Raw genomic sequence first — 20168 nt, 5'->3', positions numbered from 1 at the left:
GTATTAAGATTGAATCCATTCAATCAATTAAAAATCAAGCTCGCTGAACTGGTTCAGCGAGCTTATTGGAGTTTGTTGACTATTTAAGTTCGATTTTCGCGCCAACTTCTTCTAGTTTTGTTTTCATTTCTTCAGCTTCTTCTTTAGCTACGCCTTCTTTGATAGCGCCTGGTGCGTTGTCAACAACCTCTTTCGCATCTTTCAAGCCGAGACCTGTGATTTCACGAACCGCTTTAACAACTTTGATTTTAGAAGAACCTGCATCTTCAAGTACAACATCAAATTCAGTTTTCTCTTCAGCAGCTTCCTCTGCAGCACCGCCACCGACTGCTACTGGCGCAGCAGCTGTAACACCGAATTCTTCCTCAATAGCTTTTACTAAATCGTTCAATTCTAGAACGGACATTTCTTTAATCGCATCAATGATTTGATCTTTAGACATGTTAAATCCTCCTTAGTATTTTTTATTAACGTCTATACGATTAGGCGCTTCTGTTTAGGCACCTTCTTCTTCTTTTTGCTCTGCAATCGCTTTTGTTGCGTATGCAAAGTTTCTGACTGGAGCTTGTAGTACGCTTAAAAGCATAGATAGAAGCCCGTCGTGAGATGGTAGTTCGGAAAGTTCTTTGATTTGTTCAAGCGTTGCAACGTTTCCTTCAACAATGCCACCCTTGATTTCCAAAGCTTCGTGCTCTTTCGCAAATCCACCGATCACTTTAGCTGGTGCAACTGCATCCTCTTCAGAGAAAGCGATGGCTGTCGGTCCAACTAAAACTTCGTGTAGTTCTTCAAAGCCTGCTTTTTCAGTTGCACGGCGTGTCATTGTGTTTTTATACACTTTATATTCAACGCCCGCTTCTCTCAATTGTTTACGAAGTTCAGTGACTTCTTCAACATTCAATCCACGATAATCAACTAATACAGCTGTTTTTGCATTTGAAAACTTTTCAGCAATTTCTTCCACGTGCTGTTTCTTTTGCTCGATAATTGAGCTCATCGTTCCACCTCCTAATTGAAAATTGATTCCTCATACCGTGAGCGTGTCAATCACTTTTATCCATTAAAAAAGCTCCCATGTAGACATGGGAGCATGATTGTTTACACATTTACGATTCAATCCACATTTAGATGAGGATTGAATGCAACGATCACACACCTCGGCAGGATTTGTTTAAGCAATTGGAATTGCTCCTGCTGTCTACGGTATAACTCATTTATTTAATTGACAAGACATAGTATATATGCCGCTCATCAAAAAGTCAATGATTTCTTGATTAATTGGTGAAACTTGATACATCTACGCGTACACCAGGTCCCATTGTTGATGAGATGGCAGCATTACGCATATATTTACCTTTTGAAGCTTGAGGTTTTGCTTTCACTAGTGTTTCCGTGATTGCAGCAAAGTTCTCTACCAACTGGTTGTCTTCGAAAGAAACTTTACCGATCGGAACGTGAATGTTACCGGCTTTATCAACACGGTACTCAACTTTACCCGCTTTAATTTCCTGAACGGCTTTTTCAACTTCAAAAGTGACAGTGCCTGTTTTCGGGTTAGGCATTAAACCTTTTGGTCCAAGCACACGTCCGAGCTTCCCGACTTCTGCCATCATATCAGGTGTCGCAACGATTACATCAAAGTCAAACCAACCTTCGTTGATTTTGCTGATGTATTCTTGGTCACCTACATAGTCAGCGCCTGCCGCTTCAGCCTCTTTTGCTTTGTCCCCTTTTGCGAAGACAAGTACACGTTGTGTTTTACCTGTACCGTGTGGCAATACCATTGCACCACGGATTTGTTGGTCAGCTTTCTTTGGGTCGACACCCAAACGGAAAGCAGCTTCAACTGTTTCATCGAACTTAGCTGTAGATGCTTTTTTCACAAGCTCAATAGCTTCTTTAGAATCATAGCTTTTTGAACGATCAACTAATTTAAGTGCTTCGCTATATTTTTTACCTTTTTTAGCCATTATATTTTCCTCCTCTTTGTGGTTTTAACGGTTAAACCTCCCACTTTCGAAAACTTACCAACGTAAGTCTTCGGGTAAAGACAGTCGTCTCTACTGGACTTTTGTTAACCTGTAATAAAGGTTGCGAAAGTATTCATCCGCAACCTTTCATAGCATTGACATTAGTCTTCAATCGTAACACCCATGCTGCGGGCAGTACCTTCTACCATACGTACAGCAGCATCCACATCAGCAGCGTTTAAATCCTGCATTTTTGTTTCAGCAATTTCGCGTACTTGATCGCGTTTAACTGTTGCGACCTTATTACGGTTTGGTTCACCAGAACCGGATTCAATTCCTGCCGCTTTCTTAAGAAGCACAGCAGCCGGTGGAGTTTTTGTTATGAAAGTAAATGAACGATCTTCAAAAACAGAAATTTCAACCGGAATAATCATGCCAGCTTCATCTTGTGTTTGTGCGTTAAATTCCTTACAGAATCCCATGATATTGATACCAGCTTGACCCAATGCAGGACCGACTGGCGGTGCAGGGTTTGCTTTACCTGCTGGAATTTGAAGTTTAATAACGTTAACTACTTTTTTAGCCACGAGACACACCTCCTTAAAGTCCGTGATGTGGTAATTGGGGCTTGCCCCTCCCACTCATTTTTATCATTAGCCCATAAGGCCATGAGAAACATAAAAATCTTAGCATTTTTCGACTATGAATGCAAGAAGTTTGTTATATTTTTTCAATCTGATTAAAGTCTAATTCGACAGGTGTTTCTCTGCCGAACATGTTGACATGCACTTTAACCTTCAGTTTATCTGTATCAATATTCTCGATTGTACCAGTGAAATTCGCGAATGGACCTTCTGTCACTCGCACTGTCTCTTTCAGTTCAAAATCAATTTCAGGCACTTGCTCTTTGACACCCATACGCTTTAAGATTCGCTCGGATTCTTCCGGCAATAATGGTGTCGGCTTTTGTCCGGCACCTGTTGAACCGACGAATCCTGTAACGCCAGGTGTATTTCTGACGACAAACCATGAATCATCCGTCATAATCATTTCTGTCAAAACGTACCCAGGAAACACCTTCTTTAAAGATGTCTTTCTTTTGCCATTTTTGACTTCTGTTTCTTCCTCTTCTGGAACGATCACTCGGAAAATCTTATCTTCCATACCCATAGATTCGATTCGTTTTTCCAAATTTAATTTTACTTTGTTTTCATAGCCAGAATACGTATGAACCACATACCAATTTTTCTCCATAATGATAGGCTTTGCGCCTTTCCCTCCTATTCGTTAACCCGATCGATTGTCAATTATCGCAATCTATTGCCACATAAAAAATCAAAGAGATTCAAGAAGCTTCTGTTTTCTCATTTTACAGCAGCCCGAACTCTCTTCTCGTTGTTTACTTGTTGTTTGAATTATACGTTATCATGTAAAAAAATGTATAATAAAAAACCCGGCAAGCGGGTTTTATTTCACTAACTATTATAGCACAACATTCTATCGTTAAACCATTGAATTAGAAGAGCTCTAAAATTTGAGATAAAACTAAATCAGTCACAGTGAAAAAGACACCAAAGAAAATAACAGTCACCAATACAATAATGGTATATCGGGTCAACTCATTTCCTTTAGGCCACGATACTTTCCGCATTTCTCGATTGACATCTTTCAAGAACTTGACCATTTACATCCCCCTTACCTTGCTGCACACTATTTCGTCTCTCGATGCAACGTATGACTCCCACACGTTTTACAAAACTTTTTTATTTCAATCCGCTCACTAGAACTAGTTTTTTTGTCCGTTGTATAATTACGCGACTGGCAAACCGAACATGCCAGTACAGCTTTTTTCCTCATAAATTAACCTCAATCCGATTTCATTCATACCCAATAAACTTACCACGTGGGTAAGGGCGTGTCAAATATTGTTTAGAGCGTGATCTCGCTCACTTGCAAGTAACGTTCTAACTTTCTTTTCACCCTCTGGAGAGCATTGTCGATCGATTTTACGTGACGGTTCAGTTTTAGGGAAATCTCTTGATAAGAACACCCATCTAGATAAAGATTGAGAACTTCCTGTTCCAGCTCACTTAATACTTCACGCATTTTGATTTCCATATCACCATTTTTTTCACGGTTGATCAGTAGCTTCTCCGGATCGCCTAATTCATCTTCCGCAATGATATCTATCAATGTACGGTCAGATTCTTCATCATAAATAGGTTTGTCTAACGAGACATAGGAGTTCAGAGGAATATGTTTTTGTCGGGTGGCCGTTTTGATTGCCGTAATAATCTGGCGTGTTACACAAAGCTCCGCAAACATCTTGAAAGATGAAAGCTTGTCCGGTCGGTAATCACGGATCGCTTTATATAAACCGATCATCCCTTCTTGAATGATGTCTTCCCGATCTGCGCCAATCAAAAAATATGTACGTGCTTTTCCGCGGACAAAACCTTTGTATTTCAGAATCAGTTGATTCAAGGCTTGTCCATCCCCCTGCTGAACTTGTTCTACGAGACGTTCATCTTCCGACTCCATCATGTCCTGTTTCATTTTCATTTCTGCCTTAGTGATCACGTTAGCTCCTCCTGAATGATAACAGATATAAGAATACAACATTATTATACAGGATTTGTGAATTTTCAGTCAACTATTGTTTGAATTATTTTCTTCCTCTCCGCATTTTTTCAAGTTTCGATCGAATGTCCTGGTCAAATGAAATTTTGTGTTTCGGTGCTAATTTTTGATTATTTTTCAGATCGATTTGGATATCTTTTTTCATTCGTTGAATTTCTAAAAACAACTCTCGAGCAGACTTGCGCAGTGCTCCCTGTGAAAAAACAGTCCACTGTTCTTGAAAATCAGATGTTGCAACATACACTTTCGTTTTGACGTTCTTCACTTCTTTAATCAGTTTTTCAATTCTTTCGTCGGCCGTTTCATTTTCTTTCGTGTAAACCAGTTGAATTTTTTTGAACGTTTCCCGACTTTCTGGCCCATGAACATTATAAGCGTCGAATACGACAATAATTCGATAACCCATATAAGCTTGATATTCTGCCATTAACTCAACTAACTTCGCCCGTGCTTCTTCCAAGCTCTTTTCTTTCAATTCTTTTAATACAGGCCAATCACCAATCATGTTGTAACCGTCGACAATGAGAACAATCATGAATCAACCACCCAACGGATTCCGTTTTCGGTATACTTCATACATGAGCAAACTTGCCGAAACAGATGCATTCAATGATGTCACATGACCAACCATCGGCAGACGAATGTGCCAATCGCATTTTTTGGCTGCCAACCGGCTAATTCCTTTTCCTTCACTGCCAATCACAAGACCTAGCGGCATGTCATATGCTCCTTGCCGATAGTCCTCGGAAGCTGAAGCGTCTGTTCCAATGATCCAAATATTCTCTTCTTTCAGCCGCTCAATCGTTTGAGCCATGTTTGTTACTCGTGCAACAGGGACGTATTCAATCGCTCCGGTAGAAGCTTTCGCAACGGTTTGCGTCAGTTGCACGGAGCGTCTCTTCGGAATGATGATCCCATGTACACCAATCGCATCAGCTGTCCGCATAATCGAACCTAAATTATGTGGATCTTCCAACTCATCCAGCAGGACAAAAAAGGGAGTCTCGTTTTTTTTCGCCGGAATATTGAGTAAATCTTCAAGTTCTAGATAATCATACGCAGCAACAGAAGCAGCGACCCCTTGATGATGATCACCCAATTGGTCAAGTTTATTTCTCGGTACTTTTTGTACATGAATGTTCGCTTTCTTCGCTGCCTGAATGAGTTCACCTTGGGCAGCGGGCTTCATAGACTCAAGAATTAATACTTTGTTAATCGCCCGTCCAGATTTCAACGTTTCTAATACAGCATTTCTTCCAACGATCCACTCTTCACTCACTTTACGATCTCCTTTCTTCAGCGTCCATAATCGCCATGGAAATCAATTGTTCCAGTCGATCTGTCTCCTGATTTAAATATAAATAGCCCAGTAACGCTTCAAAAGCGGTGCTAAGCCGATACGTCTGTACGTCTGTGCTTTTCGGTTTGTTCGACTTTGCATTTCTTCCTCTACGCACGATGGCTTCTTCTGTCTCCGTTAAAAACCCATCATCGAGCCAGCTTTTCACCGTAGATGCTTGTGCTGTTGCTGCAACAAATGAAATGGCGGATTGGTGAAGCTTTTGTGGCTTCACCTCTCCTTTTTCAATTAAATAAGCTCGGATGTAAACTTCATAGATGGCATCGCCCATGTAGGCAAGTGCCAAGCTTTTCATTTGAAATGGTTCAGTCATACATTCACTTCCGCTTCCATCGAGTGCCTTGTGGCGTATCCTCTAATATAATGCCTTTTTCATCCAAAAGATCGCGAATCTCATCTGCGCGACTGAAGTTCCGGTCTTTTCTTGCTTGAACACGTTCTTCGATCAATTGTTCAATCTCCTCGTCAAGCAGCTCTTCTGTTTCCAATTTCAACCCGAGTACTCCCGTAATTTCTTCAAACAACTCTATAAAGACATCAATGACTGTTGTATCTGTCTGTTTATTTTCCAAATAACGATTTGCGTCTTTCGCCAATTCAAAAAGAACCGAAATGGCATTGGCTGTATTGAAGTCATCATTCATCTCTTGAATGAACTTTGACCGGTGTGCGTCAATAGAATCCATCCACTGCGCTTGATTATCCGTTAAGTCCACGCTCGTTTCTTTTCTATACAACAGGTTTTGATAAGCTGTTTGGATGCGATCAAAACTATTTTGTGTTTTTTCAATCACGGTTTGGCTAAAATTAATTGGGTTTCGATAATGGACACTTAGCATGAAAAAACGGATAATGTTCGGGTCGAACTGTTCAACGATGTCTTTCACTAAAATGAAATTACCTAGCGATTTGGACATTTTTTCATTTTCGATTTGAATATAACCGTTGTGAATCCAATAGTTTGCGAACGTCTTGTCATTATTCGCTTCAGACTGGGCGATTTCATTTTCATGGTGTGGAAAAGTAAGGTCTTGACCACCCGCATGGATATCGATCGTTTCGCCTAAATATTTTTTCGCCATAGCTGAACATTCGATATGCCACCCTGGTCTTCCTTCTCCCCAAGGACTTTCCCAAGAGATTTCTCCATCTTTCGCGTTTTTCCATAAAGCAAAATCAAGAGGATCGTCTTTTTTCTCTCCAACTTGTATTCTCGCTCCTGAACGAAGTTCGTCTATGGATTGATGAGATAGCTTTCCGTAATTTTCAAATTTTCTCGTACGATAATAGACGTCTCCATCCACTTCATAAGCATAGTCTTTTTCAATCAACCCTTCGATGAAAGCGATGATGTCTTCCATGGATTCTGTAACCCGCGGATGATGAACAGCTTCTTGCACATGAAGCTTGGAAACATCCTCTTTATAGGCTTTAATAAAACGCTCAGCAATGTCTGGAACTTCCTCGCCTAATTCATTAGCCGCCTTGATTAATTTATCGTCGACATCCGTAAAGTTTAATACGTACTCTACATCATAGCCGACATACTCCAAGAAACGGCGAACTGTATCAAAGACGATAGCTGGACGCGCATTCCCGATATGAATATAGTTATAAACAGTCGGCCCACACACATACATTTTTACTTTACCTTCTTCAATCGGTTTAAATTCCTCTTTTTGTCTCGTTAATGAATTGTATAATTTAATCGTCATGCACAGACACTCCTTTCAGCTTCGCCAATTCTTTCTCCAATTCCTTGATTCTTCCTTCCAAACGGTTGCAATGTTCTTGCACCGGGTCCGGCATTTTATGATGATCTAAATTCTTTTTCACTTTCACACCATTCTGGACAACGACGCGTCCAGGTATGCCGACGACGGTTGAATGCTTTGGCACATCTTTCAATACAACGGACCCTGCGCCAATTTTTGAATGCTCTTCAATCGTAATGGAGCCTAACACTTTCGCTCCTGTTGCAACAAGCACATTATCCTTAAGAGTCGGGTGTCTTTTTCCTTTCTCTTTACCTGTTCCACCAAGTGTTACTCCTTGATATATCGTTACATTATCACCAATTTCACACGTTTCACCGATGACGACCGCCATTCCATGGTCGATGAAAAAGCGACGTCCAATTTTGGCTCCTGGATGAATTTCAATTCCCGTGAAAAAACGACTGATTTGTGAAATAACACGGGCTATAAATTTCATATTCCGTTTATGAAAGCCATGTGCAAATCGGTGTGCCCAAACGGCATGCACGCCAGAATACGTCAACACAACTTCGAACGTATTTCTTGCCGCTGGATCCTGGTCAAAGACTACTTTTACATCATCTTTCAACAGACTAAAAAACTTTCGCACATCCATCCTCCTCCCTTGAATGCTTCGATCTTCTTTAACAAGAGTGACGTTTTATTGGTAGATGACACGTTTCTTGATAAATCGTGGTTTTCAAAAGTGTAAATTCGGTTGGCCTCCGAAAAACGCTGAATACAAAAAGCCTCTGTCTATCATTCAATAGACAGAGGCGTATATATTTACGCGGTTCCACTCTGCTTAAAGGCATCGAACACCTCTCGCTTAAACGGATAACGATCGCTACTCGCCTTTTCTTACTGTATTTCGGAAAAGGAACTCCGAGGGGCATTTCACCGATTGTCTGGAAAGCTGCTCTCACCTATACAGCTCTCTCTGTGGTCCTTTCAATCGGCTACTTTTCCTCATCTACGTTTTTATTCAATGATATATTGTTATTATATACAAAAAACCATTGTTGTTACGAATTATTTAACTCATCAATTAACTTCCCTAATCGATGGATGACCGTTTCTTTTCCAAGTAAGTGGATCGCCTGTGGCAATTCTGGTCCGTGTGTTTCGGCTGTTGTTGCGACCCGTATTGGCATGAACAACTTCTTGCCTTTGTTACCTGTATCTTTTTGCGTTGCTTTGATGGCGGCTTTAATATCATCCGCTTCGAAAGTTTCTAACCCGTCCAGCTGTGTTTTAAAGTTCGCAAGCATTTCAGGAACATGTTCTTGGCTGAGAACATCCATCGCTTCTTCTGTATATTCTGCTTCTTTCTTGAAAAATAACTCTGTCAACTCGACAATTTCAGCACCGTAACTAAGCTGTTCCTTGTATAAGCCAATCAATTCATTGACCCACTTTTCAGTTTCCTCATCTGCATTTTCTTCAATTTTTCCGGCTTTTAACAAATGTGGTTTAGCTAACTGAATGACTCGGTCTAATGAACTTGATTTAATATATTGGTTATTCATCCACTTTAATTTATGGCTATCAAAAACAGCTGGAGATGTTGATAGTCGTTCAGGGTCGAACATTTCAATGAACTCTTCGCGTGTGAAGATTTCTTCCTCTCCTACTGGAGACCAACCAAGCAATGTGATGAAATTAAACAAAGCTTCAGGCAAATAACCTAACTCTTCGTATTGCTCAATGAATTGAATAATGCTTTCATCTCGCTTACTAAGTTTCTTTCTTTCTTCGTTGACGATCAATGTCATATGCGCATAGGTCGGAATCTCCCAATCAAATGCACGGTAGACCATCATCTGTTTTGGCGTATTGGAAATATGGTCTTCACCACGAAGGACATGCGTAATTTTCATCAAATGGTCATCAACCGCAACTGCAAAATTATACGTTGGTGTGCCATCTTTTTTCAAAATGACCCAGTCACCAAAATCAGCTGACTCAAACGTAATTTTTCCTTTTACAATATCGAAAAAAGTATAAGTTTCTTGACTTGGAACACGCAAACGAATACTAGGCTCGCGGCCCTCTTGTTCAAACTTCTCTTGTTCTTCACGTGTAAGATTACGATGCGCACCAGAGTACATTGGTACCTGGCCCTTCGCCCGCTGTTCTTCTCTTTCTTGTTCTAATTCGTCTTCAGTCATATAGCATTTATAAGCGAGACCGCGTTCCAATAGCTCATCTACGTATTTTCGGTAAATATCCAGACGTTCCATTTGGCGGTATGGACCATATTCACCTTCTCGGTCGATACTTTCATCCCAATCGATTCCTAGCCATTTCAAGTAATTGAGTTGACTTAGCTCTCCGCCTTCGACATTTCTCTTCTGGTCGGTATCTTCAATACGGATGATGAATTTTCCGCCAGTATGTCTTGCGTATAAATAGTTAAATAAAGCTGTTCGAGCATTTCCGATATGCAAATGACCTGTTGGACTAGGTGCATAACGTACACGTACTTCTTGTGCTGACATGGTGATACTCCCTCCATCAATAAATTCTACTGTTTATTTTTGTTGCAAAAGAATCACGGCTTGCGCGGCGATCCCTTCTTTTCTACCAATAAAACTTAACTGTTCAGTTGTCGTCGCTTTCACATTCACTTGATTCGTTTCCGCTTGTAGCAATTCAGCTACCACTTGACGGATTTTCTCTATATAAGGAGCCATTTTCGGCGCTTGAGCAATAACGGTACAATCAATATTGACTAAAGTGAACCCTTTTTGTTCCACAAGCGTCCAGACATGACGAAGCAATTCCTTTGAATCCGCATCTTTATATGCCGGGTCTGTATCAGGAAAGTGTTTCCCGATATCTCCCTCTCCGATTGCTCCCAGTGCAGCATCTGCTATTGTGTGTAATAAAACATCAGCATCTGAGTGTCCAGTCAACCCTTGCTCGTGCGGGATTTCAACTCCACCGATAATACAGGGACGACCAGGCGCAAACTGATGTACATCAAAACCTTGTCCAATCCGAAACAATTATAGCTCCTCCTCTTGTATAGATTGCCTATTTATTTGTAGCATATTTTCAGCTCTTTGTATATCTTCTGGTGTTGTGAGCTTCATATTCCGGTAACTTCCTTCAACCAATTCAATCGATTGCTCCATTAGCTCAAGCAATTGCACATCATCCGTCGCCTGTATACCTTGGTTATACGCCCATTCATGTGCACGATGAATCAAATCATACCGGAAAGCTTGTGGCGTTTGGGCGGCAAATAATTCACTTCGCTTCAACGTTTTCACACGGCCACCATCGACTTGCTTGATCGTATCCGTAACAGGAACAGCCAAAAATGCAGCGCCTGTATTTTGTGTTGCTTTATGTAATCGATGAAGCTCTTCCTCGGTCACGAATGGCCTTGCACCGTCGTGAATCATTGTGATTTTGGATGGATCAACCGCTTCCAAACCTAAACGTACGCTGTCTTGACGCTCTTTTCCACCCGTTACGTACTTCCTTACTTTTGAAAATTGTTTTTCGGCTACAATGGATTCAATCATTTCTCGATCACCTGGCTGATTAACCAAATAGATCGAGTCACACCAATCATCTTGTTCAAAAACAGCGATTGTATGTGCAAGTAATGGTTCTGAACCAATGGTGATAAATTGTTTATTGAAGTTTGCTTTCATTCTCTTTCCTTGACCAGCTGCCAATATAATGACCTGATATGATTCCATAGGATCCTCCTGCATTCTGGTTGATTTCATACGTGAAGTGAAGCCACATTCGGTTTTGAGCATTCTCTTTAGCCAATTGATGGATAATTGATAGAAACCGTTAGTGTTTCTTTTAACAAAAGGTTGGCTTTCATCGCTTCATATAGAAGCTTAGAGCCAACCTTTTCGAACATTGTTTTTATTATTGGGCTTGCTCAAAAGCTTTCGGTTTGGCAAAGATCATTCTGCCTGCAGAAGTTTGCAAGACGCTGGTAACAATCACTTTGATTGTTTTCCCGATAAAATTCTTGCCTTCTTCAATGACAATCATCGTCCCATCATCCAAGTAGGCAACACCTTGCTCTTCTTCTTTTCCTGCCTTAATGACATGTACTTGCATTTTTTCACCAGGTAACACGATTGGTTTCACTGCATTTGCAAGATCATTGATATTCAACACACTCACATTTTGAAACTCAGAAACCTTATTTAAATTATAATCATTCGTCACTAAAATACCATCCAAAAGTTTTGTCAGTTTCACAAGCTTGCTATCTACTTCTTGGATATCATCAAAGTCACCTTCATAAAATTGCACATCAACCGGCAGTTCTTTTTGAAGCCGGTTTAAAATATCCAACCCTCTACGGCCACGATTACGCTTTAACAAATCAGATGAATCTGCGATATGTTGTAACTCTTCCAAGACAAAACGCGGAATCATGATTGTTCCTTCCAAGAATTTCGTCTCACAAATATCAGCGATTCTACCATCAATAATTACACTCGTATCAAGAATTTTCGGTTTGACTTGTTGATCATTCACTTTTTCCTCGGTAGCCTTCTCTTTCTCTTCCGGCTCTTTTTTAGATAATAGACCTGCAAATTCATTTCGACGCTTAAACCCAACCTGAAAACCTAAATACGCCAAAATGATAGACAAGAAAACAGGGAGCACACCGGAAATCACAGGAATGCCCAAACCTTGGACAAATGTGTTGATCAAGAATGCGATCAACAATCCAACAACGAGTCCGATACTCCCGAACAATAAGTCGGCAACTGGAACTTTGACTAATTTTTCCTCGATGAAAACTAAAAAACCAATGATATAATCAGCAATAAATAGACTAATAAAAAAGAATATGAGTGCACCTAAAAACAAACCAAAATACGGAACAAGCCAGCTCGGCATATAGTTAGCGACCTGGTTGATATCAGGAATATATAAATAGCCAATCATTCCACCGGCAACCAATATAAATAATTGGACCACCTTTTTTAACATCTTGACACCTCCTCTTTGCATCATTTAAAAGTATTTTTGGGTGGTTAAAATTATACCACCCGGTTATTTCATAGTCAAAAGATACAAAACAGAATATTGTACCATCGTTAAAGTTATATGTCAATTTGATTACAATGAGCTAACAATTTTATTCCAGAGCCACCCGTAAAGCATCATGAACAGAATCTACACCATGTAATTTAATTCCGTCCGGTGTTGAAATTCCACTTAAATTCCGATTAGGTAAAATCACTCGTTTGAAGCCTAATTTTTGTGCTTCCTTGATCCGCTGCTCAATCCGAGACACACGTCTGATTTCACCTGTAAGTCCTACTTCTCCGATAAATACATCATCTTTTTGCGTCGGCTGGTCTCTGAAGCTTGATGCAATGCACACAGCCACAGCCAAATCGATGGCCGGTTCATCTAATTTCACGCCGCCCGCAACTTTCACGTAAGCATCTTGGTTTTGTAGAAGAAGGCCAGCTCGCTTTTCTAAGACGGCCATCAATAGAGGCACACGGTTATGATCTAAACCGGTCGCCATTCTTCTAGCATTCCCAAATTGTGTCGGAGAAATAAGTGCCTGGATCTCCACCAACATCGGCCTTGTCCCTTCCATCGAGGCAACAATCGTCGACCCGGCAATTCCTTGTGAGCGTTCTTCTAAGAAAATTTCCGATGGATTACTGACTTCGACCAACCCTTCTTCTTTCATTTCAAAAATACCCATTTCATGCGTACTGCCAAAGCGGTTTTTGACACTGCGCAAAATACGGAAAGCATGATGGCGCTCACCTTCAAAGTAAAGAACCGTATCAACCATATGCTCAAGAAGACGTGGGCCTGCAATTGCACCTTCTTTCGTCACGTGACCAACAATGAAAATTGGGATGCCTTTCGTTTTGGCTACTTTCATTAAGGCTGAAGTACATTCACGAACTTGAGAAACCGACCCGGCTGCAGATGTAACAGTATCCAAGTAAATCGTCTGAATCGAATCGATCACGACAAAATCAGGATTCATTTCATTAATGGAGTCGATCACATATTCCAAGTTTGTTTCTGAAAGGATATATAGAGAGTCATTATTGATATTTAACCGACTTGCACGAAGCTTTGTTTGCTTCTCCGATTCCTCACCCGAAATATAAAGAGCTGCATGTTTTGCGGCTGCTAACTGGGACGATAACTGCAATAATAACGTGGATTTACCTATACCGGGATCGCCTCCAATCAAAACAAGTGATCCTGGTACGACCCCTCCACCGAGAACTCGGTTCATCTCCTCCATATCAATACGTATCCGCTTTTCATCCTGCATGGACACTTGATTAATTGTCGTCGGTTTTCTTCTCGTCCGACTTTCTTGTTGTCCAAGAGTATGTCGATCTTTCGTCGTCTGTATTTTTTCTTCTACAAAGCTATTCCACTGATGACATGCGGGACATTTTCCCATCCATTTCGGGGATTCATACCCACATTCTTGACACATGAAAACTGATTTCTTCTTTGCCATTCTCAGGCTCCTTTTCTATCGATCTTTCAAGCTGATTGCATACTTCTATTGTACAAGAAAAAAACAGCCAGCGGGTATTTTTCCTGCTGGCTGTTTGAATAATTTAGCAACTATTTTACATCTTCAAAAGCTTTTTTTGCAGATACATAGAAGTCACCATTGTCATCTACATCAATCTCTACAGACTGACCTTTTTCCAAGTCACCTTTCAACAACTCTTCGGAAAGGAAGTCCTCGACGTTTTTCTGAAGGGAGCGACGGAGTGGGCGAGCTCCATACTCTAGGTCCATTCCTTCATCGGCGATCTTATCAATCGCTTGATCTGAAAGTGTAAAGTGAATTTCATTGTCAACCAAACGATCTTGAAGCTGTTTCACCATCAATGTAACGATTTGACGGATATGTTTTTCTTCAAGTGAATGGAAGACGATTGTGTCATCCACCCGGTTTAAAAATTCTGGACGGAAGGCCTTTTTCAATTCTTCCATCACTTTATCCTTCATACTCTTATAGTCTCTTTGATCGTCACTCATACTGAAGCCAACGTATTTTTCCCGGCGCAATTCATGTGCACCAACGTTGGATGTCATGATTAAGATCGTGTTTCTGAAATCAACCGTTCTGCCTTTTGAATCCGTTAAGCGACCGTCTTCAAGTACTTGTAGTAAGATATTGAATACTTCTGGGTGCGCTTTTTCAATTTCATCCAAAAGAATAACGGAATACGGTTTTTGACGGACTTTTTCGGTTAGTTGACCGCCTTCATCATAACCTACATATCCTGGAGGTGAACCGACAAGTCTAGATGTCGCGTGTTTTTCCATATACTCGGACATATCAATCCGAATCATTGCATCTTCTTCTCCGAACATCGTCGAAGCTAAGGCGCGTGCAAGCTCTGTCTTACCAACACCTGTAGGTCCTAGGAAAATGAATGAACCTATTGGGCGTTTCGGGTCTTTTAATCCAGCACGAGCTCTTCGAATGGCTTTGGAAATAGATTGCACGGCTTCTTCTTGGCCAATGACCCGATCATGAAGATTTTCTTCCAAGTTCAACAGACGCTCTTTTTCGGATTTCTCCATACGGGAAACTGGAACACCCGTCCATGTGGAGACGACATGCGCAATATCATCCAATGTCACTTCGGAGCTTTCTTGTCCTTGTTTTTCTTTCCACTCATTCTTCGTTTTCTCAACTTCATCTTTCAGCTTTTGTTCTTTATCACGTAATGACGCTGCTGTTTCAAATTCTTGACTTTGAACGGCTGCATCTTTTTCTTTCTTCACTTCATCCAGCTTTTCTTCCAACTCTTTTAGGTTTGGTGGCACTGTATAGTTACGAAGTCTGACGCGTGAAGCCGCTTCGTCAATTAAATCAATCGCCTTATCCGGTAGAAAGCGGTCCGTAATATACCGGTCGGAGAAGCGTACGGCACTTTCAATCGCATCATCCGAAATGGTCACACGGTGATGTGCTTCATAGCGATCACGAAGACCTTGTAAGATTTTCGTGGATTCTTCTGTCGTTGGCTCGGATACTTGGATTGGCTGGAAACGACGCTCCAATGCAGCATCTTTCTCAATATACTTACGGTATTCATCCAATGTCGTCGCACCGATACATTGCAATTCACCCCGAGCTAATGCTGGTTTCAGAATATTGGATGCATCAATCGCACCTTCTGCTCCGCCAGCACCAATTAATGTGTGCAATTCATCGATGAACAAAATAATGTTTTTAGCCTGTCGAATCTCTTCAATCACTTTTTTCAAACGGTCTTCAAATTCACCACGATATTTCGTGCCCGCAACAACGGTACCCATATCTAGTGTCATTACTCGTTTGTCGCGAAGAATTTCAGGGATTTCATTATTAACAATTTGTTGAGCGAGCCCTTCTGCGATTGCCGTCTTACCAACACCTGGTTCACCAATCAATACAGGGTTGTTTTTTCTACGGCGGCTAAGCACCTGAATGACGCGTTCAATTTCCTCACTTCGTCCAATAACTGGATCCACGTTTCCTTCACGAGCAGTAGCTGTTAAATCTGAAGCTAGTGAATCAAGCGTTGGTGTTTGTGCATTCGAATTTTGTTTTTGTTTTCGTTGATGTGGATGACCAGATGTTGAGTCATTGCTACCAAGTAGTTGTAATACTTGTTGACGTGCTTTATTTAAGCTAACACCTAAGTTGTTAAATACGCGAGCTGCCACCCCTTCGCCTTCACGGATTAACCCTAAAAGAATGTGCTCTGTTCCTACGTAGGAATGATTCAACTTTCTCGCTTCATCCATAGAAAGCTCGATGACTTTCTTCGCACGCGGTGTATAGTGAATCGTTTGATTCGTTGACTCTCCTTTTCCAATCAACTGTTCAACTTCTTGTTGTATTTTTTCACTGTCGATATCCAGCGACTTCAAAGCTTTAGCAGCAATGCCCTCGCCCTCTTTAATCAATCCTAACAAAATATGTTCTGTACCGATGTTGTTGTGGCCTAATCTTAAGGCTTCTTCTTGTGAAAGTGCCAATACTTTTTGAGCTCTTTCTGTAAATCTACCAAACATCATATATAAATGACCTCCTTTTTAATCCTCTTGTTCCATCGTTAATCGTTCTCGAATCAATTTAGCTCGAAATACATCCCGTTCTCTTGGCGAAAGTCCTTTCTTGGCGTAATGCTGCAAGAAACCGGGTTGGGTTAACACCATTAATTCATTCAGAATAGTTTTGGAAACTCCTTTAATCCATCCTAAATCAATTGCTAAACGAATATCTGACAAACATTTTGATGCTTCTTTCGAGTGAATGATCCGGCTATTAGATAAAATCCCATAGGAACGATACAGTTTATCTTCTAACTGTATACCCGATTGCTGGACAATCCATTCTCTGGATCTACGTTCACTATCAATTAATTCTCTTACGACACTGGTTAAATCTTGAATGATTTCTTCCTCAGACTTCCCTAGAGTCACTTGGTTGGATACTTGGTAAAGATTCCCTAACGCTTCGCTACCTTCACCATATATCCCGCGTACAACTAACCCTAGCTTATTAATCTCAGGAACAATCTGATTCATCTGATTTGTCATTGTCAGTGCTGGAAGATGCATCATAACGGATGCCCTTAATCCTGTACCGACGTTTGTCGGACAACTTGTTAAATATCCTTTCTCTTCATCAAAAGCATAACCAATTTTGCCCTCGATCCAATCATCGATTTCAAAAGCGGTATCTACGGCTGTTTTCAATTGCAGTCCTGGATAATAGATTTGCAACCGTAAGTGATCTTCTTCATTGACCATAATTGAGACTTGTTCATTTTTTGAAATCAATACAGCGCCGCTGCCTTCGTTCTCAGCTAAGTTTGGGCTAATTAAATGTTTTTCAATCAAGACCCTTTTTTCAATCGGCTCAAGATCTGACATCTTGGCAAGTTGAAAATCCTTAAACCCATTGAATGATTGGCCACTAAATTCCTGTTCCATGTATTCCAAGACTTTTGTTAAAGGTTCTTCTTGGCCACTCGTAGGAAAAGGAACTTTATCCAAATTTCTTGCCAAGCGTATTCGACTGCTTAAGACGATATCGTTATCCTCTCCACCGTCATTCAACCAAGGGCTGATGGCATCATCAATAAAGTCTTGTAATGACATTATGCTTCACCACCTTTTCGTTCCTCTTCTAGCTCCTGTTTCAATTGATGTATTTGATCTCGTATTGTTGCTGCTTCTTCAAATGCTTCAGCTTGAATTGCTTCTTGAAGTTTTGTTTGCAAACTCTCAACCTCACGTTGTTTGTGTAAATTCCCGCCAATTCTTTTTGGGATCTTTCCAACGTGTTCAGTATTCCCACTATGAACTCGCTTCAGAAGGGGTGTCAAGTAGGAAGAAAACGATTCGTAACAATGGCTACAACCGAATTTTCCTTTTCTACGAAATTCTCCATATGTCATTCCACAATAGTCACACTGCGTTGTCGTTTCCGGCTTGATACTCTGACTTTTATTGAATGCCGAGTCAAGCGGAACCATACTTGTCAGGAATTGATGCATGGAAAGATGTTGGTTGGAAAAGTCCATATAACCCTCTTTTTCAGCACATTCTTCACATAAATGGACCTCATCTTTCTTCCCATTAATAACTTGTGTATAATGCACACTGGCGTCGTTTTTATGACATCTTTGACATTCCATATTTATCCCTCCTGTCGATCATGAACTTTCAACGTCATAATTAACTCTCGAAAAACTTTAGAACGAATGATATCTCGATTGGGCAATGGGATGGATAGGACATCCCGATGTAAAATTTTATTCATTAGATGTGACTCTCTTTCGGTTAATAAACGTTCCTCATATAACCGATTTAATAAGTCCATGCTTGCCTGCTGTGACATTGGGTTGTTGGTGATTGAGAGCATTTCATCAAGTAAAGCTTGCTTTGATTTAGGCTTTAATCGAATGATACGAATATAGCCTCCGCCCCCACGCTTACTCTCAACAATATATCCTTTTTCAACCGTAAAACGTGTCTTGATGACATAATTGATTTGCGAAGGAACACACTCAAAGCGATCTGCTATCTCACTTCTTTTTATTTCAACGATATCCTCACCACTCATCTGAAGCACTCTCTTTAAATATGCTTCAATGACATCAGATATGTTCTTCAACGTGCGATCCCTCCTTTACCCTATAATTCCCTTTAAGTTACTTAAATAAAAGTCATTTACATTAACTTTGACTTTGACTATCTTTGACTATAATTTTATTATACTTATTTTTATGATCGATGCAAAACGTTTTGCTCCATTTTTATAAAAAAAGATGATTCATTTTCGAATCATCTTCTAGTTGTTATTATTTTGGCTTGTGAACATACGTTACATACTGTATGCGACTAACTTCATCAAGTAATTCATGTCGGTTAAACAATTGGTCCTTCTCAAGTTCAATATATATATTTCGCTGATCGACACTCTCCGTCTCAATTTCAATTCGTTTGATATATAGGTCATACGTTTCAAACACATCCAAGATGTCTCCGATATTTGCTCTATTATCAATCCTGAGTTGAATGAGATATTTTCCTTTGTCTTTTGAAAACAACTTCTCGAATGAATTCAAAAAAACCAAGCTAAGTAAAACAACGATCGTCGTTAAAATAGCTAATGGATACAAACCTGCACCAACGACTAATCCAATCCCAGCTACGGTCCAAATGGATGCTGCAGTCGTTAATCCGCGAATCGTCATGCCATGAACCATAATCGTACCTGCACCCAAGAAGCCAATTCCACTGATGACATAAGAAGGAATTCTGGCAGGATCAAAGCGAATATTATCATATTGAGTAATGTATTGATCGAAACCGTACAATGACAAAAGCATCATCATACAAGCGCCTACCCCAACTAATATATGTGTACGAAAGCCAGCTTGGTGTTTTTTCAATTCTCTTTCAAAACCAATCAAACCACAAAGTACGGTAGCTAATAAAATGCGCAACAGCATCTCTGAGAAGTTTTCCCCAAAAAGTTGATTCATCGATTCAATCATTTCTTCTCCCCTCACTTATTTAAACTATAGATCCTGGTAAATCTTTGTGTTTTTATTCATTACTATGAAAGCAACGTACTCAATCAAAACGCAAACGATCTAAAGAATGACTAAACCAAATATTTCTCTATACCCTATTTCTATTTATTAAACATCGATAAGAAAACAATTAAATTGGCTTTTTTAACAATGGATATTATAGATGAAGGTAAAATTATGGTTATGCAAAGAAGAAGAAAAATATCATATGCTTTTTGATGTGCAAAAAAAGCCAAGAAGAAATCTTCTTGGCTTTGACCGCCCGGCAACGTCCTACTCTTGCAGGGGAAAAACCCCAACTACCATCGGCGCTAGAGAGCTTAACTTCTGTGTTCGG

Annotated in this window: 23 protein-coding genes, 1 rRNA gene and 2 other annotated features; all 24 genes read right to left on the bottom strand. The window is 40.3% G+C overall.

Annotated features, from left to right (window positions below; all coding sequences use genetic code 11):
- Positions 1–79: 79 nt before the first annotated feature.
- Positions 80–442, bottom strand: coding sequence for a 50S ribosomal protein L7/L12 (gene rplL / locus KQ486_RS08920; protein WP_144163606.1), 363 nt, complete (start codon positions 440–442; stop codon positions 80–82).
- Between the two features lie 54 nt (positions 443–496).
- A complete protein-coding gene (rplJ, locus tag KQ486_RS08915) occupies positions 497–997 on the bottom strand; it encodes a 50S ribosomal protein L10 (RefSeq protein WP_144163605.1) in 501 nt (166 codons plus the stop codon).
- A gap of 56 nt (positions 998–1053) precedes the next feature.
- Positions 1054–1222 (bottom strand) — a sequence feature (ribosomal protein L10 leader region).
- A gap of 52 nt (positions 1223–1274) precedes the next feature.
- On the bottom strand, positions 1275–1970 hold the full coding sequence (rplA, locus tag KQ486_RS08910; RefSeq protein WP_144163604.1) for a 50S ribosomal protein L1: 696 nt from the start codon (positions 1968–1970) through the stop codon (positions 1275–1277).
- A 161-nt stretch (positions 1971–2131) separates the two neighbouring features.
- Positions 2132–2557 carry a 50S ribosomal protein L11 gene (gene rplK, locus KQ486_RS08905; protein WP_144088732.1) on the bottom strand — a complete coding sequence of 142 codons (426 nt, stop codon included), beginning with the start codon at positions 2555–2557 and terminating at the stop codon, positions 2132–2134.
- A 133-nt stretch (positions 2558–2690) separates the two neighbouring features.
- Positions 2691–3224 carry a transcription termination/antitermination protein NusG gene (nusG, locus tag KQ486_RS08900; RefSeq protein WP_144163603.1) on the bottom strand — a complete coding sequence of 178 codons (534 nt, stop codon included), beginning with the start codon at positions 3222–3224 and terminating at the stop codon, positions 2691–2693.
- A gap of 262 nt (positions 3225–3486) precedes the next feature.
- Positions 3487–3654, bottom strand: a complete 168-nt coding sequence (secE, locus tag KQ486_RS08895; protein WP_144163602.1) for a preprotein translocase subunit SecE — start codon at positions 3652–3654, stop codon at positions 3487–3489.
- Positions 3655–3680: 26 nt separating this feature from the next.
- Positions 3681–3827, bottom strand: coding sequence for a 50S ribosomal protein L33 (gene rpmG, locus KQ486_RS08890; protein ID WP_144163601.1), 147 nt, complete (start codon positions 3825–3827; stop codon positions 3681–3683).
- Between the two features lie 72 nt (positions 3828–3899).
- Positions 3900–4592, bottom strand: coding sequence for an RNA polymerase sporulation sigma factor SigH (gene sigH, locus KQ486_RS08885; RefSeq protein ID WP_186278665.1), 693 nt, complete (start codon positions 4590–4592; stop codon positions 3900–3902).
- A 43-nt stretch (positions 4593–4635) separates the two neighbouring features.
- Positions 4636–5145: an NYN domain-containing protein gene (locus tag KQ486_RS08880; protein ID WP_216687411.1), complete on the bottom strand. Its 510-nt coding sequence runs from the start codon at positions 5143–5145 to the stop codon at positions 4636–4638.
- A gap of 3 nt (positions 5146–5148) precedes the next feature.
- Positions 5149–5889, bottom strand: a complete 741-nt coding sequence (gene rlmB, locus KQ486_RS08875) for a 23S rRNA (guanosine(2251)-2'-O)-methyltransferase RlmB (protein ID WP_144163599.1) — start codon at positions 5887–5889, stop codon at positions 5149–5151.
- A 1-nt stretch (position 5890) separates the two neighbouring features.
- Positions 5891–6283 (bottom strand): Mini-ribonuclease 3, encoded by a 393-nt coding sequence (locus KQ486_RS08870; protein ID WP_144163598.1) that lies wholly within the window; start codon positions 6281–6283, stop codon positions 5891–5893.
- Positions 6284–6287: 4 nt separating this feature from the next.
- A complete protein-coding gene (gene cysS, locus KQ486_RS08865) occupies positions 6288–7685 on the bottom strand; it encodes a cysteine--tRNA ligase (RefSeq protein WP_216687410.1) in 1398 nt (465 codons plus the stop codon).
- Positions 7675–8343: a serine O-acetyltransferase gene (cysE, locus tag KQ486_RS08860; RefSeq protein ID WP_216687409.1), complete on the bottom strand. Its 669-nt coding sequence runs from the start codon at positions 8341–8343 to the stop codon at positions 7675–7677. The genes cysS and cysE overlap by 11 nt, the downstream gene beginning before the upstream one ends.
- A gap of 153 nt (positions 8344–8496) precedes the next feature.
- Positions 8497–8712 (bottom strand) — a binding site (T-box leader).
- A gap of 40 nt (positions 8713–8752) precedes the next feature.
- Positions 8753–10228: a glutamate--tRNA ligase gene (gene gltX / locus KQ486_RS08855; RefSeq protein WP_144163595.1), complete on the bottom strand. Its 1476-nt coding sequence runs from the start codon at positions 10226–10228 to the stop codon at positions 8753–8755.
- A 33-nt stretch (positions 10229–10261) separates the two neighbouring features.
- Complete coding sequence (ispF, locus tag KQ486_RS08850; RefSeq protein ID WP_144163594.1) at positions 10262–10738, bottom strand: 2-C-methyl-D-erythritol 2,4-cyclodiphosphate synthase; 477 nt, start codon at positions 10736–10738, stop codon at positions 10262–10264.
- Positions 10739–11443 carry a 2-C-methyl-D-erythritol 4-phosphate cytidylyltransferase gene (gene ispD / locus KQ486_RS08845; protein WP_216687408.1) on the bottom strand — a complete coding sequence of 235 codons (705 nt, stop codon included), beginning with the start codon at positions 11441–11443 and terminating at the stop codon, positions 10739–10741.
- 181 nt (positions 11444–11624) lie between these two features.
- Entirely contained in the window at positions 11625–12710 is a 1086-nt protein-coding gene (locus tag KQ486_RS08840) for a PIN/TRAM domain-containing protein (RefSeq protein WP_216687407.1), read from the bottom strand.
- A gap of 148 nt (positions 12711–12858) precedes the next feature.
- Entirely contained in the window at positions 12859–14229 is a 1371-nt protein-coding gene (radA, locus tag KQ486_RS08835; protein ID WP_144163591.1) for a DNA repair protein RadA, read from the bottom strand.
- Between the two features lie 110 nt (positions 14230–14339).
- Positions 14340–16799: an ATP-dependent Clp protease ATP-binding subunit gene (locus tag KQ486_RS08830; protein ID WP_216687406.1), complete on the bottom strand. Its 2460-nt coding sequence runs from the start codon at positions 16797–16799 to the stop codon at positions 14340–14342.
- Positions 16800–16817: 18 nt separating this feature from the next.
- Positions 16818–17888 carry a protein-arginine kinase McsB gene (gene mcsB / locus KQ486_RS08825; RefSeq protein WP_144163589.1) on the bottom strand — a complete coding sequence of 357 codons (1071 nt, stop codon included), beginning with the start codon at positions 17886–17888 and terminating at the stop codon, positions 16818–16820.
- On the bottom strand, positions 17888–18427 hold the full coding sequence (gene mcsA, locus KQ486_RS08820; protein WP_144163588.1) for a protein-arginine kinase activator protein McsA: 540 nt from the start codon (positions 18425–18427) through the stop codon (positions 17888–17890). The genes mcsB and mcsA overlap by 1 nt, the downstream gene beginning before the upstream one ends.
- Before the next feature lie 2 nt (positions 18428–18429).
- Positions 18430–18906: a CtsR family transcriptional regulator gene (locus tag KQ486_RS08815; RefSeq protein ID WP_144163587.1), complete on the bottom strand. Its 477-nt coding sequence runs from the start codon at positions 18904–18906 to the stop codon at positions 18430–18432.
- Between the two features lie 187 nt (positions 18907–19093).
- Positions 19094–19792, bottom strand: coding sequence for an MgtC/SapB family protein (locus KQ486_RS08810; protein WP_186278664.1), 699 nt, complete (start codon positions 19790–19792; stop codon positions 19094–19096).
- A gap of 299 nt (positions 19793–20091) precedes the next feature.
- A 5S ribosomal RNA gene (gene rrf, locus KQ486_RS14700) occupies positions 20092–20168 on the bottom strand; the annotation flags it as partial.

The organism is Allobacillus halotolerans (genome assembly GCF_018967645.1).
GTDB classification, from domain to species: Bacteria; Bacillota; Bacilli; order Bacillales; family Alkalibacillaceae; genus Allobacillus; species Allobacillus halotolerans.
This window is presented reverse-complemented; position numbering and strand designations above follow the sequence as displayed.

Excerpts from the sequence above, each read along its gene's own strand:
- rplL (WP_144163606.1), bottom strand. The coding sequence starts at position 442 with ATGTCTAAAGATCAAATCATTGATGCGATTAAAGAAATGTCCGTTCTA.
- rplJ (WP_144163605.1), bottom strand. The coding sequence starts at position 997 with ATGAGCTCAATTATCGAGCAAAAGAAACAGCACGTGGAAGAAATTGCT.
- rplA (WP_144163604.1), bottom strand. The coding sequence starts at position 1,970 with ATGGCTAAAAAAGGTAAAAAATATAGCGAAGCACTTAAATTAGTTGAT.
- nusG (WP_144163603.1), bottom strand. The coding sequence starts at position 3,224 with ATGGAGAAAAATTGGTATGTGGTTCATACGTATTCTGGCTATGAAAAC.
- secE (WP_144163602.1), bottom strand. The coding sequence starts at position 3,654 with ATGGTCAAGTTCTTGAAAGATGTCAATCGAGAAATGCGGAAAGTATCG.
- rpmG (WP_144163601.1), bottom strand. The coding sequence starts at position 3,827 with ATGAGGAAAAAAGCTGTACTGGCATGTTCGGTTTGCCAGTCGCGTAAT.
- sigH (WP_186278665.1), bottom strand. The coding sequence starts at position 4,592 with ATGTTGTATTCTTATATCTGTTATCATTCAGGAGGAGCTAACGTGATC.
- KQ486_RS08880 (WP_216687411.1), bottom strand. The coding sequence starts at position 5,145 with ATGATTGTTCTCATTGTCGACGGTTACAACATGATTGGTGATTGGCCT.
- KQ486_RS08870 (WP_144163598.1), bottom strand. The coding sequence starts at position 6,283 with ATGACTGAACCATTTCAAATGAAAAGCTTGGCACTTGCCTACATGGGC.
- cysS (WP_216687410.1), bottom strand. The coding sequence starts at position 7,685 with ATGACGATTAAATTATACAATTCATTAACGAGACAAAAAGAGGAATTT.
- cysE (WP_216687409.1), bottom strand. The coding sequence starts at position 8,343 with ATGGATGTGCGAAAGTTTTTTAGTCTGTTGAAAGATGATGTAAAAGTA.
- gltX (WP_144163595.1), bottom strand. The coding sequence starts at position 10,228 with ATGTCAGCACAAGAAGTACGTGTACGTTATGCACCTAGTCCAACAGGT.
- ispD (WP_216687408.1), bottom strand. The coding sequence starts at position 11,443 with ATGGAATCATATCAGGTCATTATATTGGCAGCTGGTCAAGGAAAGAGA.
- KQ486_RS08840 (WP_216687407.1), bottom strand. The coding sequence starts at position 12,710 with ATGTTAAAAAAGGTGGTCCAATTATTTATATTGGTTGCCGGTGGAATG.
- radA (WP_144163591.1), bottom strand. The coding sequence starts at position 14,229 with ATGGCAAAGAAGAAATCAGTTTTCATGTGTCAAGAATGTGGGTATGAA.
- KQ486_RS08830 (WP_216687406.1), bottom strand. The coding sequence starts at position 16,799 with ATGATGTTTGGTAGATTTACAGAAAGAGCTCAAAAAGTATTGGCACTT.
- mcsB (WP_144163589.1), bottom strand. The coding sequence starts at position 17,888 with ATGTCATTACAAGACTTTATTGATGATGCCATCAGCCCTTGGTTGAAT.
- mcsA (WP_144163588.1), bottom strand. The coding sequence starts at position 18,427 with ATGGAATGTCAAAGATGTCATAAAAACGACGCCAGTGTGCATTATACA.
- KQ486_RS08810 (WP_186278664.1), bottom strand. The coding sequence starts at position 19,792 with ATGATTGAATCGATGAATCAACTTTTTGGGGAAAACTTCTCAGAGATG.